This is a genomic window from Brevundimonas variabilis (assembly GCF_014199945.1).
Taxonomy (GTDB): domain Bacteria; phylum Pseudomonadota; class Alphaproteobacteria; order Caulobacterales; family Caulobacteraceae; genus Brevundimonas; species Brevundimonas variabilis.
In genome coordinates this window covers 154,460-180,796 of record NZ_JACHOR010000003.1, presented here as the reverse complement: position 1 = coordinate 180,796, position 26,337 = coordinate 154,460, and the positions used below count along the sequence as shown (strand labels likewise).

Genomic DNA, 26,337 nt, shown 5'->3' with positions numbered 1-26,337 from the left:
CCTTGCCCGTTAGCGAGAAAGGGGGAGGCGGGCCTCCAGCCTCGTGAGGCAGAGGAAATCCATCATCTGGGCACACCTTTGGGAATGCTCGCCCGTCCGGCCAAGTCGCCATGGCTATGCTCGCGATTTCACATGCCGCAGGACGACATCGATGTCGCCGCCGTTTTCCTGATAGACCTCGCTCCAGCTTTGAGGCCCGGCCGCAAGGAGCCCGGAGCGCACGCCATCGGCCTTCAGGAACGGAAATCCCTGCTCGATCAGTTTGTACCACTGACTGTGTGTAGGGTTGAGGGACGGGCTTCCGGGTTCGCTTGGAAACAGGGCAGCGCAGGTTAGGCCAGTCTGTATCATGAGCTTGGTAAAACGGAGCTCGTAGAAGTGGATCGCATGCCTGCGATCGCCGGCCCATACCGAGCCCCAGAAACGCCAGAAAGCCGCGGACTTCAGGGCCTTGGCCTTGAACAGAAGGACGTAGCTCTGCAGGTGAAATGTAACGTCGTAACTGGATGTCGCGCCGACGATATCGGCATCGCATTGCTCAAGTCGGCCGACGAATTCCGCAAACCGATCAAGCGGCCCATAGACGCTGTCATTGCCGATCACGACATGCGACGCATCTGCCAGACCCGATATCGTTGTTAGGGCTGTCGCCCAAGCTCCAAAATCGTAGCCGCGGTTCTCACGGACCATGACGCCAGCAAAACTGTCCGGAATGGTCGAAAGGCCCAGAGTGCAGACATCATCCGCATTCACCAGTAAAACGACGTCGTAGCCTTGTGCCTCCCACGCCCGCGCGAGTTGAATGGCATGCGCCGGGACGGATGAGCTCGGGGCATAGGACACGAACAGACAGACCTTGCGCCCAGCCTCTATTATTGGTTCCCGATGCCATTTGAAGGGTATGTCGCGGGCTTTGGAGAGCGTGGCAGCGGCCTTCACCACCCGGAGGGGGCCGAAAAGGTGCTTGTTCTTTTTTTCAGAAGGATGCGACATCAAGAGAGCCTATGCCGCTTACGAGCGAACCCAATCGGTCTAGCAAGGAGTATGCCGAAATCGATCTGCGAGATGCCGGATCAGGATGACAGAGTTCGGCTGACGGCAGGTAATCCTTATTTGCGTTTTATCTGCCTGAAGATTTCGGCTGCGATCGATGGGCTGATCAGGACGTCGGTCAGTGCATCAATACGTCGGGAGAACATCACGAAATCCGACGGTCCGCCCGCATACTGCAGAAGGTTTTCCTTCAAGGCCTTGTTCAGGCCTCCGTCGTGACGAAATGGACGCCAGTAGGAGAACCAGGCCGAATAGGCGTGGGCGGCAAGCTCTGAGAAAGCCTTGCTTCGCTCCCTCGGGATCACGCTTGAACGTCCCAGGTAGTCCAGCGTCAGCCACAACTTCACGCGGTCCGGCGTTTGAAAGCATATGGCGTTCCGAATCTGGGATGTCGTCAACCGATCAATGGAGGTTTTGATTTTGTTGACTTGATTGCCGCCATGGATCCTGTGGAAGACGACGGCATCATCGACATAAGCCACCCCTCCCGAGAACATGGAGTCCAGTGCAATCAACCAATCGAATGGCAGAGCGGACGAAAGGCTGGCGACATTAAAGGCCTCTCGTTTTGTGATCATGGCGTGGGCGGAGAACATCGGATCGAAAATGGCCTGTAGCCGGCGTTCGTTTGAATAACTCAGGTTCAAGGCATCCAGCAGCGTCTTTCCCAGAGGCTGACCGTTACGATCGATCAGCTCTGAACGTCCGAAAGCCGTGGGGCGACCATCCATCGCTTCGAAAAGCCTCGAGTTACGATCCCTGGCCCAGATGTCATCCTGATCGGACACGGCTACATACTCGCCTGATGCGACGCCAAGCAGTTCCGCAAGCCGGGCATTTTGCCCCTTGTTTCCCTTGGATGGCAGGACCTTGATGCGCCGGTCGAGCTGGGCGTGCTGTCGCGACAGATCATCCGTGCCATCCGATGACCCATCATCGATGATGATTAGTTCGAAATCGGCATCGTCCTGAGCAAGGATGGAGTCGACCTGTTCGGCAAGGAACTCTGCGCCATTGTAGGTCGGCATCAGGATCGAGAGCTTCGGCATCAAATCGCTGCTTGGTCCGGTACGGGAAAGGCCGTCGGCTCCTGCTGACAACTTTGGTCGTAGGGGGGGGCGGTCGAGGATGTCAACTCCAGATGAAGTGCATGGGCCAGTTGGCTGTCTTTCCTGATAGTTCCTGGCAGTGTGCTGATCGTCTTCTAGGAGTCTTCAAACGGAGGGCACTTCCGGTCATTGCCTCAGGCAGGCCCGGTCGGGTTCCAATCGAACAGATATCGCGCGCGCAGATGGTTTGTGCGGTTCGATCAGCCCTCGCCGCAGTTGGCGATGACGGGAACGTCCGGGCCATCATCCGCCCGCGCCACTGTTTGCGAACGGACAAGCCGCGACGGCCCTCATAGATATGAAGGGTCATGGCAGGCTCTTATTGGGCATGGGTCATTGCCGCGCCGATCGCACGGTTGGTTCAGCCAGTTGTGGGGAAGTACGCTTGGCCTAGGCGAGCTTCAAAGCCAGCCGCTCTTGCCGGTTGGCCAGCCACTTTTTGGCGCGATCCATCGCAGGGCCTTCAACGAGGACCCAACTCAGGTATCCGCAAGCTACCGACCCTGCCAACGTCAGGAAGCCGATGATCCAGGGGTTTCCGGCTGGGTTCATCCAGATCAGGATGCTGCCGACGACCCAGCCGTAAAGATAAAGGCCGTATGAAATGTCGTGGCGAATGCGGCTGGTGGGCCATTGCTTCACGGCGAAGGCGAACCAGAAGACCAAGTACCCCCCGAAAATGGCCTGCGCTGGCCCCGAAAGGCCTTTGGAGAACAGGAGCGCGAACAGCGCCATTGCGCTGATAATAGCCCCTAGCTTGGCACTGACACAGTTTGAAATTCAGGTCCCTTTGCCGGTGGGCCAACCGTAGCAAGAGTCTTGCGCCCGACATGACGGAGGCAACAACGCCTCTGTCATCGGAGCACGGCTATGACAGGCCAAGACTACAAGATCATCATTCATAGGGGCGAGCGCACCATCACAATCGTCGTCGATCCCTGTGTCGCGAACGACCGCTTCATCGGCCTCGTCGATGGTGTCGAAGTGGCCACCGCTGAAGACCCGTCAATGGTCATGGCGAAGCTGTTGTCGGACTGGGGCTGACCGTAAACGGCGCGTTGGTGATGACGCGCCGTTTGTCTGCCGCCGCTAGGTTCTGCACCATTCTATGGCTCTTGGCGGCCGCGCGAGCAGCAGACGTCCTGAACCGCCGCGCGAGTGGGGGGGGAGACAAAGCCATCGCGATCAGCGTGTCTGGAAAGCACCAGTTGCGGACCTTGACTGCTCGCCTGAAGCAGACGCTCAGATCGTGATTTCACATGAGCATCGGCGCGCTGATCAGGCTGATCTCCATCGCCAGCATCCACACCGCCATCGCGATCATCATCAGGTTCTCGGTCAGGGACAGGAAGCCGAGCGGCACATTGCTGTCGCCGCCGACGCAGGCGCATTTGAGCTCCCGCTTGTCGATATAGACGGCCTTGAACACCGAAACTGCGCCGATGCCCCCGATGATCAGGGCGACCGGTGCCGACAGCCAAGTCAGGACGCCCGCCACCATCAGCGCGCCCGCCCCGAATTCCGCGAAGGGGTAGACCTTGCCGTAGGGGACCCACCGCTTCGCCAGCAGATCGTAGTTCAGGAACATCGACGAGAAACTCTCGACGTTCTGAAGTTTCAGCATTCCAAGCACCATCATCGACAAGGCGATGAACCACTCGCCCGCCTGCACGGTCAGCGGCGTGCCATAGACGACAAGGCTGAGCATCGCGGCCATGACGGCGGTCGTCAGAAACACGACCAGCACAGGCGTATAGGTCGTCGCCTTGGGGTCGCGGACCTTCAAGCCCAGGTAGCGACGCAGGTCGTCGTGACCGCCGATCCGCTGTCCGTCGATGAACACCTGCGGCGTAGTCTTCACCCCGTGCTCGGCCTTGAAGGCATCGGTCTGCTCGCGTGTCGTCAGCCAGTGATCCTCAACCGTGTAGCCCCGGCTTTTCAGCAGATGACGGGCCTTGAGCCCCCAGGGGCAGGTGTGGTCGGGCATCACCATGCGGTGGATGATGGCGGTCTTGGTCATTGCAGCCTCCGTGATCTTCAAATCCGAGGCGCACTCCTTAAGTTCCGTAGCATGATACGGAGTCAAGCATGAGTGTGCGGACGATAGCAGGCCTGGCGCGAGAGGGTGGCGTTGGCGTGGAGACGATCCGCTTTTATCAGCGGCGCGGGCTACTGCCGACGCCGGATCGCTGGTCGCGCGACGGCGTGGGCGCCGGCATCCGCCGCTATGGCGAGGAGGACGTGCGCCGGCTGAAGTTCATCCGCTCGGCCCAGACGGCTGGGTTCACCCTTGAGCAGATCAAAGAACTTCTGTCGCTGGACGCGGGCGAGGATCGGGCGCGCGCCCGCGTGCTGGCGGCCGAGCGTATGGCCGCGTTGGATCGAACGATCGCCGATCTGGAAGACGCGAGAGCGGCGCTGAGGCGGTTGGCTAACGCCTGCGCGTCGACGGACAGCGGCCCTTGCCCAATCATCGAGGCCTTCCAGGGCGAAGCCGCCTGAGGCTCAGGCCCCGTTGTGGCGGCCGAAGACGGTCGCCTCTCCGGCCCGGTTGATCAGCAGGGTGACATAGGGCTGGCGACCTGCCGCTTCCATGCCGGGCGATCCGGCGGGCATGCCGGGCGCGGCCAGCGCCACGGCCGTCGGCCGCTCGCGCAGCAGGCGGTCGACATCTGCAGCGGGCACATGGCCTTCGATGGCATAGGCGCCGACCACGGCGGTGTGGCATCCGGCATAGCGGTCCGGCACGCCGTAGCGAGCCCGAATCGGGGAGAGGTCCTCGCGCTCGACGACATCAACGGTCCAGCCCGCGCCGCGCATATGGGTCACCCAGCCGTCGCAGCATCCGCACCACGGGGTCTTGTAGGCCGTCATGCGCCGCACCTGCGCCACCGCCGTGCCGGTCGAGGCGAGAGCGATAGCGCCGCCCAGCAACAGGCGACGGTTCATTCGGACTGTCATCAATGGACCATGAAACGAACGACGCCCGCCATCTCGTGACCGTCCGCGCCTTCAGCGGTCCAGTTCAGGACGTAGTTGCCGGGCGCCAGGGTCGGCAGATCGGCGGACACGCGCGTCGTCGCAGCGGCGGCCGCGACGGGGACTTCAACGGCGGCCTGACCCTCGGCGGTCACAGTGACGGCCTTTAGCGTCATTGCGTGTGGGAAGGTCGCGGTGAACCAGTCGGGAGAGCCGTTGGTCATCGCGCCATCCGCCGGGCTGGTGACGACGCCGTGCGCGGCATTATCGGCAGGCGCGGCCTGGCTATGACCTGCGTGCGCGTCCTGGCCCTCATTTCCGCAGCAGCAACAAGCGGCTGCGGCCTGGGCCAATGTGGGGACCACCAGGGCCAAGGACATGGCGACGGCGGGGATGATCTTGCGCATGGACAACTCTCCTAGAACCAGGCCTTCAGGCCGATGACAAAACGGGTGTGTTCGGGCTCGCCGCCTGCGGCGCGCGTGAAGTCGGCGGTGTCGCCGAGTTCTCGGCTCCATTCGATCCCGACATAGGGCGCAAACTCCTTGGCGATTTCATAGCGCAGGCGCAGACCGGCCTCGATGTGTGTCAGACCCGATCCCAGCCCCAGTTCGGGGATGTCAGCAGCCGAGGCCTCGACCTCGACGCGCGGTTGAAGGATCAGCTTCTGGGTGATCCGCTGATCGTATTCGGCCTCGACCCGCGCCGTCAGGTCGCCTTCGCTGGACACAAAGGCTGCGGCGTCGACCTCCCACCAGTAGGGGGCCAGCCCCTGAAGTCCGAGCACCAGATGGGTCGGATTCTCGTCGCTCTCGCCGAAGTCCTGACGCACGCCCGCCTGCACGTCCCAGAAGGGCGAGATCGCGCGGCTGTAAAGCGCCTGAACCTCGCCTTCGATCTCGCCGTCGAAGTCGCCCTCGGCCTCGGACTTCCACCATAGGCGGTTGATGTCGCCGCCGGTCCAGCCCGCAACGTCCCAGGTCCAGCTCTCTTCGCCATCGCCGAAGCCGACTTCCAGGCGATCGACGATGACGGCGGTGGCGCGCACGTCGCCATTCTCGCGCCTCAAGCCTTCGCGGGCTCCGGTCATCCGGTCCGCGCCCCAGATCGCGTCGGCTGCATGGGCCGGGCCGGACAGGGCGGCGGGCGGCAAGGGCGGTTGCCGAGGCCGGCCCGCGTCATCGGCGCTGGTCGGGACGTCGGGCGGCCCGCTCGCCGCGTGGCCGCCCATGTCGTGACCTGCGTGGGGATCGCCCTGGGCGGGCATCGTATGACCGGCGTGAGGATCAGCGGCCTGAGACGGCGCGCCCATGTCGTGCCCGGCGTGCGGGTCCGCGCTCTGCGCCAACGGGGGCATGGCGTGTCCCGCATGCGGGTCGGCCGCAGGAGCCTGAGCCGACTGCTGCGGGACCGCCGGATGATGGCTGTGATCCTGTGCGGCGGCGGCTCCTGCGGCCAGCATCAGGGGGACCAGCGCGGTCATCATCCGGATCATGAGGCCGCTCCATCCAGAGGGCGGACGGTGACGACGTTGAACATCCCCGCATGCATGTGCATCAGCATGTGGCAGTGGAAGGCCCAGTCGCCGGGCGCATCGGCCGTCAGGTCGAAGGTCACCTTGGACCCCGGTGCGACATTGACCGTGTGCTTCAACGGCTGATGCCCAGCGGGTCCGCCCGTCACCAGCTCGAAGAAGTGGCCGTGCAGGTGGATGGGGTGGGCCATCATGGTGTCGTTGACCAGGGTCACTCGCACCCGCTCGTCCCGCTCGAAGCGGATCGGCTCGACGATCTCGGAGAATTTGCGTCCGTCGAACCCCCACATGAACCGTTCCATGTTTCCGGTCAGGTGGATTTCCAGCGCGCGGGAGGGCGGCCTCTGGTCTTTGTTGGCGGCCAGCGAAACAAGGTCCGTGTAGACCAGCACCCGGTGGGGCGCGTCCTCCAGTCCCATGGGCCGTTCGCTCAGGCGGTTGGCCGGGTCCGATGAAATCATGTCGACCCCGACGCCGACGGCCATGTCGGCGGGCGCGTTGTCCGGGTTGCGCATGTCGTGATCCATGCTGCCGTGACCCATGGCGGCGTGATCCATCGGCGCGGAGGCGGGGGCTTCGTGTCCCATGGCAGAATGATCCACGCCGCCGTGTCCCATCGCCGAATGGTCCATCCCGGCCATCCCGCCCATGCCCATGTCGCGCATCGTCAGGGTCGGCACCTCGCGCAGCGGCGGAACCTCTGCCGTCATCCCCAGACGGGGCGCCAGCGTCGCCCGCGCCATGCCGGAGCGATCCACCGACTCGGCGACCAGGGTGTAGGCGCGGTCCTCCGTCGGTCGGACGACCACGTCATAGGTCTCGGCCACGGAAATCTGGAACTCGTCGGTCTCGACGGGTCGCACGTTCTCGCCGTCGGCATTGACCACCGTCATCTGCAGGCCCGGAATGCGCACGTTGAAGATCGACATGGCCGAGGCGTTGATGACCCTCAGCCGCACCCGCTCGCCGGGCCGGAACAGGCCGGTCCAGTTCTCGGCGGGCCCATGCCCGTTGACCAGATAAGTGTAGGTCGTTCCGTTGACGTCGGCGATGTCGCGGGGGTCCATCCGCATCTGACCCCACATCTGGCGGTCGGCGAGCGACATGCCGTCCTCACCGGAGATCAGGCCCGACAGGGTCGTGCGCGACTGGTTGAAATAGCCGGGGCTCTTCTTCAGCCGGTCCAGAATCTCGTGGGGATGCAGGAAGCTCCAGTCCGACAGGACGATCACGTGCTCGCGGTCATAAGCCACCGGATCGGCACCGGCCGGGTCGATGATCAGCGGCCCGTAGTGGCCCATCGCCTCCTGAAGATTGGAATGGCTGTGATACCAGAAGGTGCCCGACTGAATGACCGGGAACTCGTAGTCGAAGGTCTCACCGGGCCTGATGCCGGGAAAGCTGACGCCCGGCACGCCGTCCATGTGAAAGGGCAGCAGCACGCCATGCCAGTGGATAGAGGTGTCCTCGTCCAGGGTGTTGGTCACCGACAGCCGAGCCGTCTCGCCTTCGCGCAGGCGGATCAGCGGCGCAGGCAGGGTCCCGTTGACCGTGATGGCGTGGCCGGAGCGACCGCCGACCGTGAACGGCGAATGGCCGACGCTGAGCCGAACGTTCGGCCCTTGAAGGGTCGGCAGATCGGCGCGCAACCCCGTTGATCCGCTCTGGGCCCAGGCGGGCAGAAGTCCTTGCGCGGCGAGCAGCCCCGTGCCGCCCGCGAAGCCGCGCAGCAGGGCGCGGCGGTCTGTCTGGATCGATCTCATGCGTCAGTCTTGGCCCATCTGTCTGACTGGCTTACGCCAGAACCGCGCGCGCCCCTCGCGGCGGCTGGTCGCAGGGGCTTATCCGGATGGGCCGAGGCGATCCAGCAAGGCCTTGCGGGCGCGGGCGATCCGCAGCTCGACCGCCTTGGACGACAGGCGCAGTATCTGGCCGATCTCGGCATGGGAGCGGGCTTCCAGAACCGCGAGGAGCAGCGGCGCACGTTGACTGTCGGGCAGTTCACCCAAGGCGCGGGTCAGCCGCTCGACCCGTCGCCGGTCGTCCATCCGGTCCTCGGCGCCGGGCTCCGGATCGCCGACCGCCATGGCTTCGGGCGCGTCGAGGCCCATGACACCCCGAACCAGCCGACGCACGCGGCGACGTCGGCTCCAGTCGCGGCATTTGTTCAGGGCGATGGTGCGCAGCCAGGCGCCGAACGGTCGGCCGGGATCGTATCGCCGGATCGACACCCAGGCAGCGGCGTAGGTCTCCTGGGTCAGGTCCAGCGCCTCGTCCGGATCACCGACATAGCGGGTGGTGAAGCGATGCAGGTCGCCCTTCGTCGCCGTCATCAGGCGCGAGAAGGCCGCCCGGTCTCCCTGGGCGGCAAGGGCTTCATCGGTGTCGCCGGCCCCCACGCTCGCGTCAGTCGGCGTCGGCGCGCAGCGTCTCGACCACGGCACGATCGAATTCTTCCGCCTGTTCGGGCGTCAGCACCGCGCGCATCTCGAACACATGGCGGATGGTCGCCATCTGGAGTTCGCCCATGGCACCGTGGAAATGCTCTACGGCGGCCTGCACCTCGGGCGTGTCGCCCCGGCTCTGGGCGATGGCGGCGGATAGTTCCTGGTTCGCCGCGCGCACTTCGGCTTCCAACGGGCCGCGCTGCGCAGCGAAAGCGGCCTCGACCTGGTCCAGCCGACGGTCCTGGTCCGGGGTCAGGTCCAGCCGCTCATGCACGATATGATGCAGATCGGCGGGCTGATCCTGTTGCGCCGACCAGGTCATCGCCCCCCAGGCGGCGGTGGCTCCCACGACAGCGGCCAGGACAGCGGTGACGAGCGTGGACTTCAGGCCGCTCATCCCAGGACGCTCCGCATATCCAGCGGCGCCGCGGCCATACGGGGGCTGAATACGGTGAGTTCGCTTCGACCCTGGTCGACCGCCGGGGCGGACACGCCGCCGGCGACGCCGCCGATGCCCGCCGCAACGCACAGGGCCGCGACCCGCAGCTTCCGTTCGCGCGACCGTGCCTGCGTCTGCGCGACCCGGTTCCAGACGCCATCCTCCAGGCCGTCCAGAGCCTCGGCGCGCGACGATGGCGTTTGTGCGATCAAAGTATCCAGGTCTGTCATACCGATCGTCTCCATGCGTCTCGCCCCTCTACGCACCGGTCCGATAGCCCCCTCGCGAGGGGCCGGTTGGTCTTCGGCGTAAACGGAGCATAGTCCTGATCCAGACTTTCAAGGAGCCATCGATGAAGCGCCTGATTCTCGCCGCTGTTCTGGCCGTTTCGGCATCGACCGCATTGGCCCATGAGCCGGCTCTCGCGCCTGCGTCCGCACAGGTCGTCAATGAAGCTGCGGCTCCGGCGATCGCAGTCGTGGACGCCTTTCATGCCGCCCTGAGTTCCGGTGAGAGTGAGGCGGTCCTCGCCCTCCTCACTGGAGACGTCATGGTGTTGGAAGAAGGCGGCGTCGAGCGGTCGCGCGACGAATACGCCGGCCATCACCTACCCGCCGACATGGCCTATGCCGCCGCCGCCGAGGCCGAGATCACCCGCCGCGTGGCCTGGGTGGAGGGCGACATCGCCTGGGTTCTGACAGAGGGCCGCACCAGTGGCGCGTTCAATGGTCGGCCCGTTGATCGTCTGACCGCCGAGACCATGATCCTGCACCGCCAGGCCGAGGGCTGGCGCATCCGCCACATCCACTGGTCGTCGCGCGCGCCGGCCTGAGCCTCACATCGAGGCGGGCGGCATCTGCACGCCCATCGCCGCGACCAATCCCAGCAGGGCAAACCCCGCCAGCATCTCCAGACCTATGCTGGTCCGCAGTCGCCGCACCGCGTCGTCGGCGTCGGTCTGCGCCTCGACGGCGCGCGACAGCGCGGGCGTCAGGTTGAACCGGTTGTGCGCCGCCAGTCCCACCATCACGGCGAACAGAACCAGCTTTGCGATCAGCAAAAGCCCCCAGGTTGAACTTGAAATATGGACGAGACCCTCCGCACCAATCAGGAAGGCCGCATTGATCAGACCGGTTATGACAAGGACGGCGACCGTGACCGTCCCGATCGACGCGAACCCTGCCAAGGACCGCGCCGTTGCGCCGACCTCTCTCGTAGAAGGGCGGATCAGCAGCAGGCAAAAGCCGGCCAGTGCGCCGATCCAGACGCAGGCGGCAAGCGCGTGGGCTATGTCGGCGGCCAGATGCAACAGGCCGAGGGAGCCTTCGCTGGCGGCACCATGGCCGCTCCAGGCGAAACTGGCGACGGCCCCAGCAAAGGCGAGGATCGCGATCAACTCTCCTGACTTACGACGCCACGCGACCAGGGTGGCGACTCCCAGCATAGCCAGTCCCGCCCGCACCACATGGGCAATGCCGAGGCTTGTGGACTGGACGACATAGCCGAGGGCTGCCGGGTCCACGCCTGCCGTCCAGCCCCCCGCCATCATCGCCGTCTGGGCTAAAAGACCGCCCATGGCCGTGACCGCAAGGACGAGGCCAGCGATGACAGCCGCGCGTCTGACTGATGGCGGACCGGGTTCGCTCAAGCCAAAGCCGTGGAACAGCGGCAGGCCGAGAGCCAAGACCGCCGCAGCAAACTGAAGCCAGCGAAGACCGACGACAGTCAGATCGATCGGCACGTCAGCGGACGGTGAAGCTATAGGTCCCGGTCATCCGATGGCCGTCGGCCGCCGCGATAGCCCAGGTCACTCGATAGACCCCGGCCGTCAGCGGCGCGCCAAACGTGCCACCCAGAGTCTTGCCGTCTTCTGACACCGTCTTGCTCATGCCGACCACTCGCCCCCGACTGTCCTCGACCTCAACGGTCGAAAAAGGCGCGGCGAACCGCTCGCTGAAGGTCAGGCTGATTGTCCGGGGAGCGGTCACGGTGGCACCATTGCCGGGGGTAGCGGACACCAGTCGGGCATGAGCCAGCGCCGGAGATGCGCTGAGAATCATGGCCGAGGCGACTGCAACGGGTAGAATCCGGTTCATGACAAACTCCTTCAATGCCCTCTCCTACGCCTGCCGCTTTGTCATCCCTCATAGTCGACGGCGCGGCGCAGGCACCCGACTTTGACCAGACGCCAGGCTGCGCTGTTCGTCTATCTTATCAGGTGTGAGGGGCGGCCATTGCCAACGCCGCTATAAGCCACCTTCGGGCTCGCGGGTTACAGTCCCGGGACGTCCGCTTCGGGACGGGCAGACACACTGACCTGATGCTTGTAAGCGGACCTGCAGGATCGCCGAATTTTGAGGACAAGCCTAGTGCTTCAGGTCGCTGCCGCCTTTGCCGCGACCGGTGTCGAGGCGGTTATATTCGCCCAAACAGATTTTGCAGACGTCGACGTCGTCCGGCATGAAATCGTAGGCGAGGTTCTGAGCGGCGTCGAAGGTTTCACACTGAAACTTGTGCGAGTCGCCCCTCTTACTCTGCCGGCCAGGGGTGTCGCGCAGATGCGCGCAGGAGGTTCGGTGAATCTTGGCGTATTTCTGGTGCAAGCTGACCATGACGGTGTATTCGCCCGGCTGTTCGTCGCGGGGGCCTTTTAGGCGGATGACGTTCTCATCCTCGGCCTGACGTTCCATTTGCATCGCGCCTTCACGCCGCGCCGCCCGCTGTGCCTCGGCCCTCTCATCGACGAGGTCCATAAAATTGTCCCAGGTCCAGATGTCGTCATCAATGCCGGCTTTCATCGCCGGCGTCGTCTTGATGGTCGTGTGGATGCGCTGGAAGTTGTAGTGATAGATATATAGCGCGAGAGCCCGCTTGAGATTGATCAGCGTTTTGGAGTGGAGCGCCGACTTTCGCGCGAACCGCCCCAGGTTTTGACGCAGCTTCTGGAAGAAGCTTTCGATGTGATTGGTTGTGATCCGGTTCTCGTCCGGTGTGCCGCTGCGGACGACGGGCGGATGCATTTCACGCTTGGCGCGCTTCTTCGGCCGGTAAGGCATTTTGACGCCGGTGTATTCCTCAACGACCAGTTGCTGCTCGTTGTCATCTTGCTTTTTTACCGTCGCGTAATCGATGTCGTCGCCGAACTCCGACCCGACCGCCTCGAAGTAGGCGCGGTGCGAGTCGGTCGTCAATTGGATGCGGCCAGCGCACCGCGCCTTCAGGTCAGCGATGAAAGTCTTCGCGTCAGCGTTACCACGACCTCCGACATGCCAGGCGACGATCACCTTGCTGACGGGGTCGATGGCCATCCAAATCCAAAAGACGCCCTGGCCCTTGGGTGCGCGCATCTGGTTCTTCAACAGGGTCAGGCCCCGGATGCCGACAAAGGCGAACATCTCGTCGGCCTCGACATACCTGACGGGTAAATCGCGCATCTTTTGGTCGAGGAAGTCGATGGCGGTATCGCCTGCGTCAGCAAGCAGCTTCAGGACCGTCACTTGGCTCGGGCGGCCAGACTGCCCCGTGTTGCCGTCTTTGGTCCGCGCCAGCGCATTGATGCCCTGGCGTTCCATCATATCCCGGAGGATTGCGGACCTCTTGCTGGTGCTGAGTTGGTTGACCATCGACAAGCGTATGCGTCAGGAGCCAAAAGCGGGTCAACGCCTTAAATACGATAATACGCAAACTCTCGTAATATGTTGCTTTGGGGCAACGCCGTTATTTTGGAGTGTATGTCTTAAACTCTAGCAAAATATTTGTCTGGTTAACCTGCGGAAAATAATTAGGACTTCGAGTTGCAAACTGTTGGGTGTCAAGATTCCTGACATGAAGTGTCAGTAATCGCGACGTCAAGACCTTATCGGTGTCAACCAACGTGACACCACTTTTGTTGGAATTGCGACAATGCGCCACATGAACAAATAAGCAACGGTGGAAGGTTGCTCTCTCCGATCACTGGCGCACTGAATGGCTGCCGATCATTCTTGATCTTGACCAATACGACCATTCGACTAGGATCAAATTATGGAAACAAAATCTGCGGTCGAGTCTCTATCCGCGCTGGGTCATGAGCCCAGGCTGGAGGTCTTCAAAATGCTGGTCGAAGCGGAGCCGGGCGGGATGAAGCCGGCTGCAATGCTGCAGAAGCTGCACAGTGCAACGCCGAATGCCAGGCTGCCGGCGAGCAGCCTGTCGTCGCATTTGTCGGTCCTCAAGAAAGCGAACCTGATAACGAGCGACCGGATCAGCCGTGAGATTCTCTATCGAGCCAACATGACTCAGGTGCAGGACCTGCTCTTGTTCCTAATCGCCGACTGTTGTGGCGGCCAGAGGGACGTCTACGAACCCTTGATCGCCAACCTTTCCTCTAGGCCAATTCAGTAAAAGACGCGACGCCATGCTTCATTGTTTCGGCGCAAAACCGTGATAGAGGGCGGTATGGGTCAGACGGCAAACAGGCATGGCATAGTGGCGGCGCTCATCGCGCTGTTCATCGCCGTGTTCGTTCTGATCCCCACCGCCGATGCGGCGGCCTGCGCTTTAGAAGTGCAACCCGCTCAGGCGGCGGCATCAGTCGCCGATGATGGCGGTGATGTTCCGTCTGATGTCGACGACCACGCCATCTGTTCGCACGGCCACTGTCACCACAGCGGCACCGCGATGCCTTCACAGCCCCAAACTGTCGCGGTGACGGCGGCTGTCGCGCCGAGTCTGCTGCGCCCGGCCGACGAGCCGTTGGCGTCTCGCGCGCCCAGCGGTCTCGAACGCCCTCCCAGAGCCTGACGATGCCCTGCGCCTTTCGGCGCTCGTCATTAGTCTGGAACTGCTGGGATATGGAACATGCCACCCCTGAAATCTGGCCGGTCGCGTCTCGCGATCGGCTGCGCCGTGGTCTCGATGGCGACGGCGGTCACCGGCCATGCCTGGGCCGATCCCGCGCCCTCGTTCGAGGCGCTGCTTGAACGCATCGGCCTTACGCCGGCGACCGTGGAGGCCGGCGCTCTGCTAGACGCGGCTGAGGCGCGCGCGCGTCAGGCGCGCGTTCGCCCCAATCCCGAACTGGGGCTGGAGGCGGAAAACGCCTTCGGCAGCGGTCCCTTCTCCGGCTACGACAACGCCGAAACGACCCTGTCCTTATCCCAGGACCTAGAACTTTGGGGACGGCGCGGTGCGAGGGTCGAGGTCGCGCGGGCCGACGCCGGCACGGCAGGTCTGAGGCGTGACCTGGCGACTGTCGAGGCGGGGGCCAGGCTGGCCCTGGTCTATGCCGAAGCGGAAGCCGCCCAGCGGCGGTTCCTGCTGGCCGAGGAGGCCCTGACGGTCACCATCGCCGACACCCGCGCGGCGCTGATTCTGGTCGAGGAAGGGCGCGAGCCCCTGCTGCGCGGCATCCAGGGCGAGAGCGAAGCCGCCGCTGCCCGCGCGACCCTGGACGAGACCGAGGCGGAACGGGACGCGGCCTTCGCGCGGCTGACCGCCGTGGCGATGCTGCCAACCCCGGTTACCTCAATCGACACCAGCTTGATCGACAGGGTGCCCGCCGCAGCGGCCGTGACGTCCGGCGCGACGCCGCAGGTCCGGGTAGCGGAGGCCGAGCGCGCGGCAGCCGAAACTCGGATCGAGGTCGAGCGCATCCGCGCTAAGCCCGATGTCCGCGCCTCGGTCGGCGTGCGTCGCTATGAGGCCGAGGACGCAACTGCCCTGACGTTCGGGCTCAGCGTCCCTCTGCCGCTGTTCGACCGGAACCGGGGCAATATCGAAGCCGCACAGGCGGACTTCCGCGCTGCCGATGCCCGTCTGATGGGTGCGCGTCAGGAAGCGGAGGCGGATCGCAATGCCGCCGTGGCGCGCCTCAGAGCGTCCGTCAGCCGCGTCACCGCCACCGACGCCGGGGTCACGACGGCCGAGGAAGCCTATCGCCTCTCGCGGATCGGGTTCGAGGCGGGGCGCATCTCGCAACTGGAACTGCGGTCGTCACGCGCCGCCCTCATCGCCGCCCGCAACGCCGCCGTGGACGCCCGCCTCGCGCGGGTCCGGGCCGAAATCGACCTCGCGCGCCTGCAAGGCCGCGCCCCCTTTGGAACGTCGCTATGAAACACACACCACCGATCAACAAGACCTGGCTGATGGCCGGCGTCGCCGCCGTCGTCGTCCTGGGCGGCGCCGGGCTCTATGCCATGACCCGCTCACCCACAGAGGCTCCAGCAGCGGAGGGTGAAGCCGGTCACTCCGAGGAGGACGGCGAGCATGCCGAGGGTGAGGAAGCGGGCGGCAAAGAAGGCGCCGTCGTCCTGACGGCGGCCCAGATCACCGCCGCCAACATCGCGATCGTCGCCGTAACCGGCGGCGGCGGGGGCGAAACCCGCCTATCGGGCCGGGTCGAACCGATGATCGACGCCAGGGCCGCCGTCGCCGCTTCCGTCGGTGGGCGGGTCGAGCGGGTTCTGGTCGCGCCGGGCCAGTCCGTGCGCGCCGGGCAGCCGCTGGCCATCCTCGTCAGCGGCGACGCCGCCAGCCTGCGCGCCGACGCCGACGCGGCCCAGGCCAATGCCATCGCTGCCGAGCAGGCGCACAGCCGGGAAGAAAGCCTTGCCGACCAGGGCGTCGTGGCGCGCCGCGATGCCGAGGTCGCCCATGCCCAGGCTCTGAGCGCCCAGGCGGCGGCCCGCGCCGCCCGCGCCCGCGCCTCGGCGGCCGGGTCGCCCAATGCGTCGGGACGGCTCAGTGTGACAAGTCCCATCTCGGGTGTGGTCACCAGCGTGCAGGTCGGGCCGGGCGGCTTCGCGGCCCAAGGCGGGGTGATCGCAGAGGTCACCAACCCCGCGCGGGTCGAGATCGTCTTCAACGCCCCGCCGGCGCTCGCCGCCCAGGTTCGCGCGGGCAGCGCCATCCGGGTGCAGGGACCGGCCGGAGAGTTCGATGCCGTCGTCACCGGCGTCGCCGCCGGTGCGGGCGCCGAGAGCGGCGGGACCGTGATACGCGCCCGGCCGTCCGGGGGCAGTCTGCCGCCGGCCGGATCGGCGGTGTCAGGCACGGTGGTGACTGGTGGTGACGCTGGCGGCCTCACCGTGCCGTCTGACGCAATCCAGACCGTCGAAGGCGCGAGCGTCGTTTTCGTTCGCACCGCTGAGGGCTTCCGGGCCGTTCCGGTCCTTGCGGGTCGGCAAGCGGGAGATCGCACTGAAATCCTGAGCGGCCTGACCGGGGCCGAACGCATCGCCGGGGCCAACGCCTTCCTCCTGAAAGCCGAACTCGCCAAGGGCGAGGCCGAGCACGGTCACTAGGGGCGACGATCATGTTCACAGCTATCATCCAAGCGTCGGTCCGGTTCCGCTGGTTCGTCATCATCGCCGTCAGCCTTGTCGCGGCCCTGGGTCTGTTTGAACTGACCAAGTTGCCGATCGACGCGGTCCCCGACATCACCAACCGTCAGGTGCAGATCACCACGGTCGCCCCCGCCCTGGCGCCCGAACAGATCGAGCGTCAGGTCACCTACCCGCTGGAGACCGCCCTGGCCGGCATCCCCGGCCTGACCAGCACGCGGTCGCTGTCCCGCAACGGCTTCAGCCAGATCACCGCGATCTTCACCGATCAGACCGACATCTATTTCGCCCGCCAGCAGGTCGCCGAACGGCTCGCTGCCGCGTCGGAGGGCCTGCCCGAAGGCGTGGAGCCCGGCCTGTCGCCGATCACCACGGGCCTGGGCGAAGTGCTGATGTGGACGGTCGATTATGTGCCGTTCACGACCGAAACCTTGGCCCGACCGGGCCAGCCGGGGTGGCAGGCGGGCGGGGTCTATCTGACGCCCGAGGGCGAGCGACTGACCACGCCCGAGCAACGCGCGACCTATCTGCGCACGGTCCAGGACTGGATCATCGCGCCGCAGATGCGCACCACCAGCGGACTCGCGGGCGTCGATACGGTCGGCGGCTACGTCAAGGAATACGCCGTCCGACCCAATGCCTCGCAACTCGCCGCCTATGGTCTTGGCCTGGGCGATCTGGTCGAGGCCGTCGAGCGGGCCAATACCCAGGCGGGCGCCGGCTATATCCAGCGCGCGGGCGAGGCCCTGGTCGTGCGCACCGACGCCCTCGCCCTCACGATCGACGATCTGGCTCAGGCCCCGGTCGTCAATCGTGGCGGTCTGGTCGTGCGGGTCGCCGACGTTGCAACCGTCGAGATCGGTCAGGCTCCGCGCCTGGGCGGCGCCAGCCGAGACGGGCACGAAGCGGTTCTCGGCACGGCCCTGATGATCGCGGGCGGCAACAGCCGGACCGTGGCCCAGGCCGCCGCCGAACGGCTGGCGGAGGTGGACGACAGCCTGCCGCCCGGCATCGTCGCCCTGCCGGTGCTGAACCGCAGCGAACTGGTCAACTCGACCATCTCGACCGTGGCCCGGAACCTGACCGAGGGGGCGCTTCTGGTTGTGGTCGTGCTGTTCCTGCTGCTCGGTAACATTCGCGCCGCGACGATAACCGCCCTGATGATCCCGCTGTCCTTCCTGTTCGCCGTCATCGGCATGAACCGGTTCGGCATCAGCGGAAACCTAATGAGCCTGGGCGCCCTCGACTTCGGCCTGATGGTCGATGGGGCGGTCGTCGTGATTGAGAACACCCTGTTGATGCTGACCCAACGTCGGGCGGCGGTCGGGCGGATGCTCACCCGGCATGAGCGTCTGGACGTCGCGGTCCAGTCCGCCCGCCAGATGGTCAAGCCCGCCGCCTTCGGCCAGCTTATAATCCTTCTCGTGTTCGCGCCGCTGCTGATGCTGGAAGGCGTCGAGGGCAAGACGTTCCAGCCCATGGGCGCCACTGTCATGCTGGCCCTGGTCGGAGCCTTCATCTTCTCCTTCACCTTCGTGCCCGCCATGACGGCGTTGCTCGTGCGCGATCCCAAGACGGTCCACGTCGATGCGGACGGTCAGGCGGTCGAACACGAGACCTGGATTCTGCGCTTCGCCCGTCGGTTCATCCAGCCGGCGATCAAGGCGGCGGTCGCGCGGCCTAAGGTCGTTCTGATCTCGGCCGTCGCCACGCTGGCAATCGGCGCGGTCTCCTTCATGTCCCTGGGTCGCGAGTTCATCCCGACGCTAGATGAAGGCGACATCGCCATGCAGGCGCTGCGCGTGCCCTCGGCCTCGCTGGAGCAGTCCCTGGCCATGCAGATGGCTCTGGAGCGCGCCATCAAGGCCCAGCCCGAGGTCGAGACCATGTTCTCGCGCACCGGCACGGCCGAGGCGGCGGTGGATCCGATGCCGCCTAACATCTCGGACAGCGTGATCGTGCTGAAGGATCGCAAGGACTGGCCTAATCCGAGCCTTGAGAAAGAGGAACTGATCGAACGACTGGAGGATGTCGCGGGTCAGCAGATTGGCAACAATTTCGAGTTCAGCCAGCCGATCGAACTGCGCTTCAACGAACTGATCTCGGGCGTCCGCACCGATCTCGCCGTCATGGTCTACGGCGACGACTTCGACACTCTTCAGCGCGTGGCGGATCAGGTGGCGGCCTCTCTGCGCGAGACGACCGGCTCAGCGGACGTGCGGGTGGAACAGGCTTCCGGCCTGCCCACCCTGACCGTCAGCGTCGATCGCACCGCCGCCGCCAGTTATGGTCTGTCCGCCGCTGACGTCAGCGAAGCGGTCTCGGCCGGAATCGGCGGAGCCGAGGCCGGGCGCATCTTCGAGGGCGACCGGCGCTTCGACGTGGTCGTCCGTCTGCCCGACGACGCCCGCAACGACCCGGCGGCGCTGGCGGCCCTGCCGATCGTTTCGGACACCGGCGTCATCGTGCCGCTGTCCTCGGTGGCACGCATCCAGACGGGTGAAGGTCCCAACCAGATCAGCCGCGAGAACGGCAGCCGTCGCATGGTGGTCCAGGCCAATGTGCGCGGTCGCGATCTGGGCGGCTTCGTCACTGACGCCCAGAGCCAGGTCGCGGAGATCGAACTGCCCGCCGGGGTTTATCTGGACTGGGGCGGTCAGTTCGAGAACCTGAAGCGGGCGGAGCAGCGCTTCGGCCTCGTCATCCCGGTCGTCTTCGTCCTGATCGGCGTGCTGCTGTTCCTGGCCCTAGGCTCCTTCGCGGAGGCCGGCCTGGTCTTCGCCTGTGTGCCTTTGGCCCTCGTCGGCGGCGCGTTGGCGCTGCTGCTGCGGGGCATGCCTTTCTCGGTCTCTGCGGCGGTCGGCTTCATCGCTGTCTCCGGCGTTGCGACCTTGAACGGCCTCGTGCTGATGCAGGCGATCCGGGAACGGCTGACGGCGGGTCTGACCCCCTACGACGCCGCCATCGAAGGCGCCTCCAGCCGTCTTCGAGCCGTCCTGACTACCGCCCTGGTCGCCATCGTCGGCTTCATCCCGATGGCGCTGGCGCACGGTGCGGGGGCTGAGGTTCAGAAGCCTCTGGCCACGGTCGTAATCGGCGGCCTGCTGACGGCCACCATCCTGACCTTGCTCGTCCTGCCGACGTTTGCGGCAAGGGCGGTCAAGCACCGCAGGGATGAGGGGATCGAAGATTGACCCATCACAGCCCTGAAGATCACCGGCAACGGCAAACGCTGCCGGTGGTTCTGGCTCTCAGCGCCGCTCACAACAAAAACAAGAAGGAGGCGGTTCGATGAGTTCGCCCAATACCGCTCGCCAAACCGGAGACGAACACGACCACACCGCAGAGAAGGCGGGGGGCGATCCGCACGCCCATGGTGGTGTGTTCGGATCGAATACCGAGGTCATCTTCGCCGTGTCGAGCGGCGTCGCACTGGCACTGGGCTTCGGATTGGAGAAACTGGCTCCAGGCGTTCCGGGCTGGCTGCCTCTCGGTCTGTATCTGGTTGCCTATGGCTTCGGCGGCTTCTTCACGGTCCGCGAGGCTTTCGAAAACCTCCGCAACAAGCGCTTCGAGATCGACACCCTGATGCTCGTGGCCGCCGCCGGGGCGGCGGCTCTGGGCGCCTGGGCGGAAGGCGCGCTGCTCCTCTTTCTGTTTAGCATCGGCCACGCCTTGGAGAATTACGCCATGGGCCGCGCCAAGCGCGCGATCGAAGCCCTGGCCGACCTCGCGCCCCGCACGGCCCATGTGCGTCGCGGCGACCAGGTCGTGGAGTTGCCGGTCGAGGAAGTCGAGGTCGGCGACACCGTCGTGGTGAGGCCCAACGAGCGACTCCCGGCGGACGGATTCGTCGTGGTCGGCACGACCAGCATCAATCAGGCACCGGTCACTGGCGAGAGCATGCCGGTCGACAAGCAACCGGTCCGCGACGCCACTGCGGCCCGCGCGCAAGCAGCCCAGATCAACTCGGCCTCCATCGTCTTCGCCGGCACGATCAACGGAGCGGGCTCGATCGAAATCGAAACCACGCGCAAATCCTCCGACACGACCCTGGCCAAGGTCGTCCGCATGGTCAGCGAGGCGGAGACCCAGAAGTCCCCGACTCAGCGATTCACAGACCGCTTCGAACGCATCTTCGTCCCCGTTGTCCTCGGCCTCGCCTTCGTCCTGCTCTTCGCCTGGGTCGTGGTCGACGAGCCCTTCCGCGACAGCTTCTACCGGGCCATGGCCGTTCTGGTGGCGGCCAGCCCATGCGCCCTCGCCATCGCCACGCCCAGCGCCGTCCTGTCCGGCGTGGCGCGAGCGGCTCGGGCGGGCGTCCTGATCAAGGGTGGCGCGCCGCTTGAAAACCTCGGCTCCCTCAATGCCATCGCCTTCGACAAGACCGGCACCCTGACGGAGGGGCGGCCCCGCATCACGGACATCGTGCCCGTGGGCGGCGCGAGCGAGACTGATCTGCTGATGACCGCCGTCGCCGTGGAACGGCTGAGCGACCACCCTCTGGCGGAAGCCATAGCCCGCGACGGGTCCGAACGTCTCGGCGGCGAGACGATTGCTCCGGCGTCGGACCTGAAGAGTTTGACTGGGAAGGGCGTCACCGCTCAGCTTGACGGCGCGACGGTCCTCATCGGCAAGCCCGAGATGTTCGGCGCCGATGGCGTCGCTCCCCTAGGTCAGGAGGCGGAGGCCGCCGTAAAGCGGCTCCGGGAGGATGGACGCACCCTGATGGTCGTGCGCCAGGGCGAGCGCGATCTCGGGGTGATCGGTCTGTTGGACACGCCGCGAGCGGCGGCGGGGACCACGCTTGAGGCCCTCCGCGCCCTCGGCGTGTCGCGGATGATCATGATTTCCGGTGACCACCAGAAGGCGGCGCAGGCAATCGCGGACCAGGTCGGCCTGTCGGAAGCTTGGGGCGATCTCATGCCCGAGGACAAGGTCGAGGCCATCAAACGGCTGCGCGCCGAGGGCAAGATCGCCATGGTCGGAGACGGGGTCAACGACGCCCCGGCCATGGCCACGGCAACCGTGGGCATCGCCATGGGTGCGGCCGGTTCCGATGTCGCGCTGGAGACCGCCGATGTCGCCCTGATGTCCGACGATCTCGCGCAGTTGCCGTTTGCCGTGGGTCTGAGCCGAGGAACCCGCCGCATCATTCTGCAGAACCTGATCGTCAGTCTCGGCGTCGTCGCCTTTCTCGTGCCCGCGACCATCCTCGGCCTTGGCATCGGCCCGGCCGTGGCTATGCACGAAGGCTCGACGCTGCTGGTCGTGTTCAACGCGCTTCGGCTCCTCGGCTACCGCGACCCGGCCCGCAGCAACGGATCACAGGACGGTGTGGCCCGCGTCTCGACTTGAGCCCCGTTGGCCAGAAGCCTCGCAACGGTCAACATTGCAAAGCGCCATATTCGGTAAGGAAGCTGACCATGGCTTGAGCCTGCTCGGCCGATCCGAGAATTACGTATACTGCTACGCTCCAATCGACGGCACCCGCCGGGACACCGTATTCGTGAATGACAGCTTCAGACGGAACGTCGGCCTGATTCACAAACCGCATGTGCGCGATCAGGTCGGCGTGAATCTGCCGACCGAGCCACGCTGCACCAGCCTCAGTCGCGCAGCCGTCGATCCTAATCACGGCGGCAACCTCTCCTCCATCCAGCCATCGGGTCCCCACGAACAGTTCCTGTCCGCCCGGCTTGAAGTGTGGGCCGAAGAAGTGCTGCCGAAGGCTATGGCTCAGCGGGAGATATGGCATCTGGCGAGTGCCTGTCTGTCAGACTGCCTCAGTTGTTGACTGGGTCTGTCGGCGGCTTGCGTGCCATACGCTTTGCGAGCGCCTTGATCTTCTCGCGAGAGGGTTGGGAGAACTCGGACAACACCTTTGGATCGGCGATCTCTCCGTCGTCGATGAACGGGCTTTCATCCGGGTTGATCTGGCCGGTGGTGCGCTTCAGTTCCTGAAGGAGAGCGGCGCGTTCTGCTTTGTTCATCAACTGCCTCCTGCGCCTACGGCGACTCTTACCAAAATAGTGCTGGGCGACCAAACCCGACAACTCGACAGTCGTATATCGCGAAGAATGAGTCCAAAAACGCCAAAGGGGGTCCGTTTGCCGCTTTCAGCGTTCCCATATCGTTAACGTGGAGTCCAGCCTAATTATTAGAATGGGCGATTACACTACATCTTGACAGTTGGACTCAGAACAAATTCAACAAAAGCTTCGGCTTATTCTCGTTACTTGCTACTTAATGCACCGCGACGTGACAGGCGCGGCGCAGCAAAGCCTGGACGGCGCCCTCGAACGTGGGAGAGTGAACGCAGTCGCGACCATCGAGGGCGCCGACAAACTGGACGGAGCCATTCACACAACGGCGCCGGACAGCCATGTTGGCGAAGGGGATCGAGACGAAATCAGTTCTGTGCCGCATTGGGACATCTCCAGAGTTGGTCTGGAGGTCGTGTCTCGGGATGGGACGCCCCTCAACGCCTGAATTCAAACTGTGTCAGTGCCCCTAGCTTTGTGTATTTGATCTTATCCCGGAACAGATAGAATATAGCGCCAGAGCCGAAGACAGCGGCGAACCGAAAGCTGTTCGCGATCGTCGTGTTGATCCGCCAATGGATCGGATGAACCGTCTGGATAGCATCCAACGCAATCAGGCCAGCGACGCCTACCATCAGCAGATCTGAAACGCCGGTTCAGCAGTCCGACTACCCCAAGAGCCGCCACCGCCATGTAGCAAAGGAACTCCCAGGCGATGGTCCAAAGGGCTCCGTTGACGTGGTGGATTGGTGCGGGCTCGAACGCCCCCGGAACTGTTGGCGTGCGCAAGATCAGCGACCCGAGCAGGTTCTCGATCATCAAGTCGCCCGTGTAGACAGGCTGCATTGTCACGAATGGCCCGACCAGCAGAATCGATATCCAGAACGCTGCGAAGAAACCCGGCACGATCCTCGCGACGCGGTTGACGGCGAACTTCACCAGATCAGGGTCGCTATCCATGCTCTTGGTGATCAGATAGCCGCTCATCAAGAAGAAGCCATTGACCGCCAATCCACCGAACGTCAGCGTTCCAAAAAGCATCGTCAGCAGTTCGCGCGATCGGTCTCCGTCCAACAACTCGGGTGTATGCGAAGCTATAACTAGTGATGCAAACAGCAGTCGGAGTGTGCCGAAGTTATTGTGACGGTTGACCATTCCCCATCTACGCGGAGGCTCCTATTGGTTGCAACCTGTCAGCTTCCCATTCAGGCTAGATAGGCCTTCGGCATCGACGCGGGCACCGGCTACCTCTATCTGTTCCGGGCTTCGCCAGCCCTCGGTTGGCATAGGTCAAGTTGGTCGCTCGGCTATTGTCGTCGCAGGTGAGCCATAACCCTGTGGACCCGACGTTGGCGAAGGTGCCCGTCGTTCCGCCCGTCACCAACGAGCACTGGAACTGATAGCTGTTAGCGGTGGTCCCACTCGATGTCGCCATGGCGGTGACAACTCCGGTCCCGGCGCCACTGCCCGCGGCCATCGTTGGGGCGACCGAGGCTGAAGGGTAGGGGGGTACGCTCCAGGAACGCATCGTCGTCAGACACCAGCATACAAACCTTCCCGGGCGTCATCGAGAATACGGTTTTCTGTATAGTTTATCATTGGTGCCCGCGGCGGTGTTGGATATGGCGCTCTGCGTCGCGGCTCACTCAGTGTGAGAAGCCCGGGTGCCCCGGCAGGGTGTGGTTCTCGGCCCGCATCGGCTCAAGGCGCATTGGGATTGGGTGTGTGCGGATAAATAGGGGCTCAAAAGAAATGGCCCTTCATGTGCTGATCCCTCCGCACTCCTGACGCATCACGTTCTTACTTTACCAAACCTCCACTGTAGAATAAGGGCATCCGCAGGGAACTGTTCGCCTGAGGCAAGTCGAAAATACTAGCCGATAGCAATCCGCAACTGTCAAACGTGCCTTATGTATATAGGCTTGGGTACGTATTATATCTGTAGATTAAAGTCGAAATCATCATGAGCATCATCTTTCGCATCATTCACCGCATTCGCCGTTCACTGAATGAGGTCTCGGAAAACATCAGAGATCTCTCCTGCAAAGTTAGACCTTTTCCCGGGAAAAGGAGTGTCCCTAGGTGCAGCGATGGTCCGCTGGCTATCCTAATCATCGATGAGATGCTGCCAAACCCCCGATTTGGAGCCGGTTATCCCCGGGCAGCCGATATCGTAAACGTTGCCATAGGCAATGGTTGGTCTGTCACCGTGTACCCCTTGATCGCCTCGAAGGCAGAGCTTCCTGCAATGAGACAAGCCTTTGGAAACAAGGCCGAGATCCTCGAGGGCAGGGGAGAGCGCGGACTACGGCGCTTGATTAGAACGAGGCTCGCTCAGTTTGATACCGTCCTGGTTAGTCGCCCCGACACGATGAAAGCCTATGTCCGCCAACTAGATGCTGCACATATGAAGTCAGTGCCTGTGCACTGCGTTTATGACGCGGAGGCGATTTTCTCGGAGCGAGAGCGACAAAGGCGCGGGCTATTTGGTCCCCCGATGGGTGACGAGGAGTTCGCATTATCTCTGAATGCCGAAGTCGAAGTGGCGGAGATGGCTGACGCGGTCGTGACGGTTACTGCCGATGCGGCAAGAATCTTCGCAGACAAACTTTCTGTTCCCGCTCACGTGATCAGCCGAAGCATTGACGTTCGGCTGAATACCCCTTCATTTTCGGATCGAAGAGATTTCTTGTTCGTTGGTCGACTAACTGGGCCGCCAGAGCTTTCGCCCAATGTTGACTCTTTGATATGGTTTGCAACCGAGGTCATGCCTCGGCTTGATGATGTGATGGGATGTGATTATCGTCTGATTATCGCCGGGTTGGTCGAAGAAGACCTGAAGAAAAGGCTAGAATCGGATCGCATTGTTTTTAGAGGAGTCGTTGACGACCTAAATCCTCTATACGATCAGTCCAAGGTGTTCATAGCGCCCACCCGTTTTTCAGGCGGCATTCCCATCAAGATCATTGACGCCGCAGCCAACGGTCTACCCTGTGTTGCCCATAGCGAGATTATCAACCAGCTAAATTTTAGTGCCGAACAGATTGTAGAAGCGAAAGATGCATTCGAGTTTGCCGAGCGCTGTTCAGAACTCTATTCCCAAAAAGGATATTGGGAAACAATAAGGGCAGGTGCGTTGGCTGTTGCAGCTTCCCAGTTCAGTCCAGAGGCTTTTGCCACAGCGGTGAACGCCGCACTTTTGCCGCCGCAACAAACTCGGTGAATGCAGTTGGTCGTAGTGAAGTCTGCTGACGGTGGCGATTGAGGTCGGCTATGGACTCCGCCAATTTTGGGGGGCGGCAGTGCTGGAAATCCAGGTTGCCCTGGCCGCACTAACATTTGTGTTCGCGGCGGTGGCAGCGCTGCATTGGTCGAAATGCATCACTGTTCGGCGCCTTGTTTCAAAGTAC

At 63.8% G+C, this 26,337-nt stretch carries 27 protein-coding genes; 11 read left to right on the top strand and 16 right to left on the bottom strand.

Annotation, left to right across the window (positions count from 1 at the left end; genetic code table 11):
- Window positions 1–114: 114 nt before the first annotated feature.
- The 3 genes from GGR13_RS09565 to GGR13_RS09555 all read right to left on the bottom strand — a co-directional run bounded on the left by GGR13_RS09565 (window position 115) and on the right by GGR13_RS09555 (window position 2,897).
- Entirely contained in the window at window positions 115–993 is an 879-nt protein-coding gene (locus GGR13_RS09565) for a rhamnan synthesis F family protein (protein ID WP_183213307.1), read from the bottom strand.
- A 116-nt stretch (window positions 994–1,109) separates the two neighbouring features.
- Window positions 1,110–2,102, bottom strand: a complete 993-nt coding sequence (locus tag GGR13_RS09560) for a glycosyltransferase (protein ID WP_183213306.1) — start codon at window positions 2,100–2,102, stop codon at window positions 1,110–1,112.
- A gap of 450 nt (window positions 2,103–2,552) precedes the next feature.
- Window positions 2,553–2,897 (bottom strand): acyltransferase family protein, encoded by a 345-nt coding sequence (locus GGR13_RS09555; protein WP_183213305.1) that lies wholly within the window; start codon window positions 2,895–2,897, stop codon window positions 2,553–2,555.
- Between the two features lie 135 nt (window positions 2,898–3,032).
- Between GGR13_RS09555 and GGR13_RS09550 the strand changes: the two genes are divergently transcribed.
- Window positions 3,033–3,206 carry a hypothetical protein gene (locus GGR13_RS09550; protein WP_183213304.1) on the top strand — a complete coding sequence of 58 codons (174 nt, stop codon included), beginning with the start codon at window positions 3,033–3,035 and terminating at the stop codon, window positions 3,204–3,206.
- 211 nt (window positions 3,207–3,417) lie between these two features.
- On the opposite strand, the gene GGR13_RS09545 is transcribed toward GGR13_RS09550, so the two are convergent.
- Window positions 3,418–4,182, bottom strand: a complete 765-nt coding sequence (locus tag GGR13_RS09545; RefSeq protein WP_183213303.1) for a MauE/DoxX family redox-associated membrane protein — start codon at window positions 4,180–4,182, stop codon at window positions 3,418–3,420.
- Between the two features lie 68 nt (window positions 4,183–4,250).
- Here GGR13_RS09545 and GGR13_RS09540 point away from each other — a divergent pair, with 68 nt between their 5' ends.
- Complete coding sequence (locus tag GGR13_RS09540; RefSeq protein ID WP_183213302.1) at window positions 4,251–4,664, top strand: MerR family transcriptional regulator; 414 nt, start codon at window positions 4,251–4,253, stop codon at window positions 4,662–4,664.
- A gap of 3 nt (window positions 4,665–4,667) precedes the next feature.
- Here the strand turns inward: GGR13_RS09540 and GGR13_RS09535 are convergent, their stop codons facing one another.
- The 7 genes from GGR13_RS09535 to GGR13_RS09505 all read right to left on the bottom strand — a co-directional run bounded on the left by GGR13_RS09535 (window position 4,668) and on the right by GGR13_RS09505 (window position 9,791).
- The gene (locus tag GGR13_RS09535) at window positions 4,668–5,111 is read right to left on the bottom strand and encodes a DUF411 domain-containing protein (RefSeq protein ID WP_246347784.1); all 444 of its coding nucleotides are present in this window, start codon (window positions 5,109–5,111) and stop codon (window positions 4,668–4,670) included.
- 11 nt (window positions 5,112–5,122) lie between these two features.
- Window positions 5,123–5,548: a copper resistance protein CopC gene (locus tag GGR13_RS09530; RefSeq protein ID WP_183213300.1), complete on the bottom strand. Its 426-nt coding sequence runs from the start codon at window positions 5,546–5,548 to the stop codon at window positions 5,123–5,125.
- Between the two features lie 11 nt (window positions 5,549–5,559).
- Window positions 5,560–6,636 carry a copper resistance protein B gene (locus tag GGR13_RS09525; protein ID WP_183213299.1) on the bottom strand — a complete coding sequence of 359 codons (1,077 nt, stop codon included), beginning with the start codon at window positions 6,634–6,636 and terminating at the stop codon, window positions 5,560–5,562.
- Window positions 6,633–8,438 (bottom strand): copper resistance system multicopper oxidase, encoded by a 1,806-nt coding sequence (locus GGR13_RS09520; protein WP_183213298.1) that lies wholly within the window; start codon window positions 8,436–8,438, stop codon window positions 6,633–6,635. The genes GGR13_RS09525 and GGR13_RS09520 overlap by 4 nt, the downstream gene beginning before the upstream one ends.
- A gap of 78 nt (window positions 8,439–8,516) precedes the next feature.
- Window positions 8,517–9,074 (bottom strand): RNA polymerase sigma factor, encoded by a 558-nt coding sequence (locus GGR13_RS09515; RefSeq protein WP_292172181.1) that lies wholly within the window; start codon window positions 9,072–9,074, stop codon window positions 8,517–8,519.
- 7 nt (window positions 9,075–9,081) lie between these two features.
- Window positions 9,082–9,519 (bottom strand): Spy/CpxP family protein refolding chaperone, encoded by a 438-nt coding sequence (locus GGR13_RS09510; RefSeq protein ID WP_183213297.1) that lies wholly within the window; start codon window positions 9,517–9,519, stop codon window positions 9,082–9,084.
- The gene (locus GGR13_RS09505) at window positions 9,516–9,791 is read right to left on the bottom strand and encodes a hypothetical protein (protein WP_183213296.1); all 276 of its coding nucleotides are present in this window, start codon (window positions 9,789–9,791) and stop codon (window positions 9,516–9,518) included. The genes GGR13_RS09510 and GGR13_RS09505 overlap by 4 nt, the downstream gene beginning before the upstream one ends.
- A 122-nt stretch (window positions 9,792–9,913) precedes the next feature.
- Between GGR13_RS09505 and GGR13_RS09500 the strand changes: the two genes are divergently transcribed.
- On the top strand, window positions 9,914–10,393 hold the full coding sequence (locus GGR13_RS09500; RefSeq protein ID WP_183213295.1) for a YybH family protein: 480 nt from the start codon (window positions 9,914–9,916) through the stop codon (window positions 10,391–10,393).
- A gap of 3 nt (window positions 10,394–10,396) precedes the next feature.
- Here the strand turns inward: GGR13_RS09500 and copD are convergent, their stop codons facing one another.
- The 3 genes from copD to GGR13_RS09485 all read right to left on the bottom strand — a co-directional run bounded on the left by copD (window position 10,397) and on the right by GGR13_RS09485 (window position 13,136).
- Window positions 10,397–11,302 (bottom strand): copper homeostasis membrane protein CopD, encoded by a 906-nt coding sequence (gene copD, locus GGR13_RS09495; protein WP_183213294.1) that lies wholly within the window; start codon window positions 11,300–11,302, stop codon window positions 10,397–10,399.
- Between the two features lies 1 nt (window position 11,303).
- A complete protein-coding gene (gene copC, locus GGR13_RS09490) occupies window positions 11,304–11,657 on the bottom strand; it encodes a copper homeostasis periplasmic binding protein CopC (protein WP_183213293.1) in 354 nt (117 codons plus the stop codon).
- Window positions 11,658–11,927: 270 nt separating this feature from the next.
- Window positions 11,928–13,136 (bottom strand): hypothetical protein, encoded by a 1,209-nt coding sequence (locus tag GGR13_RS09485; RefSeq protein WP_183213292.1) that lies wholly within the window; start codon window positions 13,134–13,136, stop codon window positions 11,928–11,930.
- A gap of 448 nt (window positions 13,137–13,584) precedes the next feature.
- Between GGR13_RS09485 and GGR13_RS09480 the strand changes: the two genes are divergently transcribed.
- The 7 genes from GGR13_RS09480 (at window position 13,585) to GGR13_RS09450 (ending at window position 22,680) form a co-directional block, all read left to right on the top strand.
- Window positions 13,585–13,944 carry a helix-turn-helix domain-containing protein gene (locus tag GGR13_RS09480; RefSeq protein WP_183213291.1) on the top strand — a complete coding sequence of 120 codons (360 nt, stop codon included), beginning with the start codon at window positions 13,585–13,587 and terminating at the stop codon, window positions 13,942–13,944.
- A 54-nt stretch (window positions 13,945–13,998) separates the two neighbouring features.
- The gene (locus tag GGR13_RS09475) at window positions 13,999–14,343 is read left to right on the top strand and encodes a hypothetical protein (RefSeq protein ID WP_183213290.1); all 345 of its coding nucleotides are present in this window, start codon (window positions 13,999–14,001) and stop codon (window positions 14,341–14,343) included.
- 57 nt (window positions 14,344–14,400) lie between these two features.
- A complete protein-coding gene (locus GGR13_RS09470; protein ID WP_183213289.1) occupies window positions 14,401–15,654 on the top strand; it encodes a TolC family protein in 1,254 nt (417 codons plus the stop codon).
- Entirely contained in the window at window positions 15,651–16,844 is a 1,194-nt protein-coding gene (locus GGR13_RS09465; protein ID WP_183213288.1) for an efflux RND transporter periplasmic adaptor subunit, read from the top strand. Before GGR13_RS09470 ends, GGR13_RS09465 begins: the two co-directional genes overlap by 4 nt.
- Window positions 16,845–16,855: 11 nt before the next feature.
- Window positions 16,856–20,077: an efflux RND transporter permease subunit gene (locus tag GGR13_RS09460; RefSeq protein WP_183213287.1), complete on the top strand. Its 3,222-nt coding sequence runs from the start codon at window positions 16,856–16,858 to the stop codon at window positions 20,075–20,077.
- Between the two features lie 97 nt (window positions 20,078–20,174).
- Entirely contained in the window at window positions 20,175–22,241 is a 2,067-nt protein-coding gene (locus GGR13_RS09455; protein WP_221230593.1) for a heavy metal translocating P-type ATPase, read from the top strand.
- A gap of 73 nt (window positions 22,242–22,314) precedes the next feature.
- Entirely contained in the window at window positions 22,315–22,680 is a 366-nt protein-coding gene (locus tag GGR13_RS09450) for a hypothetical protein (RefSeq protein WP_183213286.1), read from the top strand.
- Here GGR13_RS09450 and GGR13_RS09445 read toward each other — a convergent pair.
- Together GGR13_RS09445 and GGR13_RS09440 are read right to left on the bottom strand one after the other, a co-directional pair.
- A complete protein-coding gene (locus GGR13_RS09445) occupies window positions 22,670–22,876 on the bottom strand; it encodes a hypothetical protein (RefSeq protein WP_183213285.1) in 207 nt (68 codons plus the stop codon). The genes GGR13_RS09450 and GGR13_RS09445 overlap by 11 nt on opposite strands.
- 540 nt (window positions 22,877–23,416) lie before the next feature.
- Window positions 23,417–24,082: an acyltransferase family protein gene (locus GGR13_RS09440; protein WP_183213284.1), complete on the bottom strand. Its 666-nt coding sequence runs from the start codon at window positions 24,080–24,082 to the stop codon at window positions 23,417–23,419.
- Between the two features lie 808 nt (window positions 24,083–24,890).
- Between GGR13_RS09440 and GGR13_RS09435 the strand changes: the two genes are divergently transcribed.
- Window positions 24,891–26,150: a glycosyltransferase gene (locus GGR13_RS09435; RefSeq protein ID WP_183213283.1), complete on the top strand. Its 1,260-nt coding sequence runs from the start codon at window positions 24,891–24,893 to the stop codon at window positions 26,148–26,150.
- Window positions 26,151–26,337 lie beyond the last annotated feature (187 nt).

Bases quoted from the DNA above. Each gene is read 5' to 3' on its own strand.
- GGR13_RS09540 (WP_183213302.1), top strand. From the start codon at position 4,251: ATGAGTGTGCGGACGATAGCAGGCCTGGCGCGAGAGGGTGGCGTTGGC.
- GGR13_RS09550 (WP_183213304.1), top strand. From the start codon at position 3,033: ATGACAGGCCAAGACTACAAGATCATCATTCATAGGGGCGAGCGCACC.
- copC (WP_183213293.1), bottom strand. From the start codon at position 11,657: ATGAACCGGATTCTACCCGTTGCAGTCGCCTCGGCCATGATTCTCAGC.
- GGR13_RS09505 (WP_183213296.1), bottom strand. From the start codon at position 9,791: ATGACAGACCTGGATACTTTGATCGCACAAACGCCATCGTCGCGCGCC.
- GGR13_RS09455 (WP_221230593.1), top strand. From the start codon at position 20,175: ATGAGTTCGCCCAATACCGCTCGCCAAACCGGAGACGAACACGACCAC.
- GGR13_RS09440 (WP_183213284.1), bottom strand. From the start codon at position 24,082: ATGGTCAACCGTCACAATAACTTCGGCACACTCCGACTGCTGTTTGCA.
- GGR13_RS09530 (WP_183213300.1), bottom strand. From the start codon at position 5,548: ATGCGCAAGATCATCCCCGCCGTCGCCATGTCCTTGGCCCTGGTGGTC.
- GGR13_RS09555 (WP_183213305.1), bottom strand. From the start codon at position 2,897: ATGGCGCTGTTCGCGCTCCTGTTCTCCAAAGGCCTTTCGGGGCCAGCG.
- GGR13_RS09460 (WP_183213287.1), top strand. From the start codon at position 16,856: ATGTTCACAGCTATCATCCAAGCGTCGGTCCGGTTCCGCTGGTTCGTC.
- GGR13_RS09500 (WP_183213295.1), top strand. From the start codon at position 9,914: ATGAAGCGCCTGATTCTCGCCGCTGTTCTGGCCGTTTCGGCATCGACC.
- GGR13_RS09475 (WP_183213290.1), top strand. From the start codon at position 13,999: ATGGGTCAGACGGCAAACAGGCATGGCATAGTGGCGGCGCTCATCGCG.
- GGR13_RS09565 (WP_183213307.1), bottom strand. From the start codon at position 993: ATGTCGCATCCTTCTGAAAAAAAGAACAAGCACCTTTTCGGCCCCCTC.
- GGR13_RS09520 (WP_183213298.1), bottom strand. From the start codon at position 8,438: ATGAGATCGATCCAGACAGACCGCCGCGCCCTGCTGCGCGGCTTCGCG.
- GGR13_RS09485 (WP_183213292.1), bottom strand. From the start codon at position 13,136: ATGATGGAACGCCAGGGCATCAATGCGCTGGCGCGGACCAAAGACGGC.
- GGR13_RS09465 (WP_183213288.1), top strand. From the start codon at position 15,651: ATGAAACACACACCACCGATCAACAAGACCTGGCTGATGGCCGGCGTC.
- GGR13_RS09445 (WP_183213285.1), bottom strand. From the start codon at position 22,876: ATGAACAAAGCAGAACGCGCCGCTCTCCTTCAGGAACTGAAGCGCACC.
- GGR13_RS09535 (WP_246347784.1), bottom strand. From the start codon at position 5,111: ATGAACCGTCGCCTGTTGCTGGGCGGCGCTATCGCTCTCGCCTCGACC.
- GGR13_RS09510 (WP_183213297.1), bottom strand. From the start codon at position 9,519: ATGAGCGGCCTGAAGTCCACGCTCGTCACCGCTGTCCTGGCCGCTGTC.
- GGR13_RS09435 (WP_183213283.1), top strand. From the start codon at position 24,891: ATGAGCATCATCTTTCGCATCATTCACCGCATTCGCCGTTCACTGAAT.
- GGR13_RS09480 (WP_183213291.1), top strand. From the start codon at position 13,585: ATGGAAACAAAATCTGCGGTCGAGTCTCTATCCGCGCTGGGTCATGAG.
- GGR13_RS09560 (WP_183213306.1), bottom strand. From the start codon at position 2,102: ATGCCGAAGCTCTCGATCCTGATGCCGACCTACAATGGCGCAGAGTTC.
- GGR13_RS09545 (WP_183213303.1), bottom strand. From the start codon at position 4,182: ATGACCAAGACCGCCATCATCCACCGCATGGTGATGCCCGACCACACC.
- GGR13_RS09525 (WP_183213299.1), bottom strand. From the start codon at position 6,636: ATGATCCGGATGATGACCGCGCTGGTCCCCCTGATGCTGGCCGCAGGA.
- GGR13_RS09470 (WP_183213289.1), top strand. From the start codon at position 14,401: ATGCCACCCCTGAAATCTGGCCGGTCGCGTCTCGCGATCGGCTGCGCC.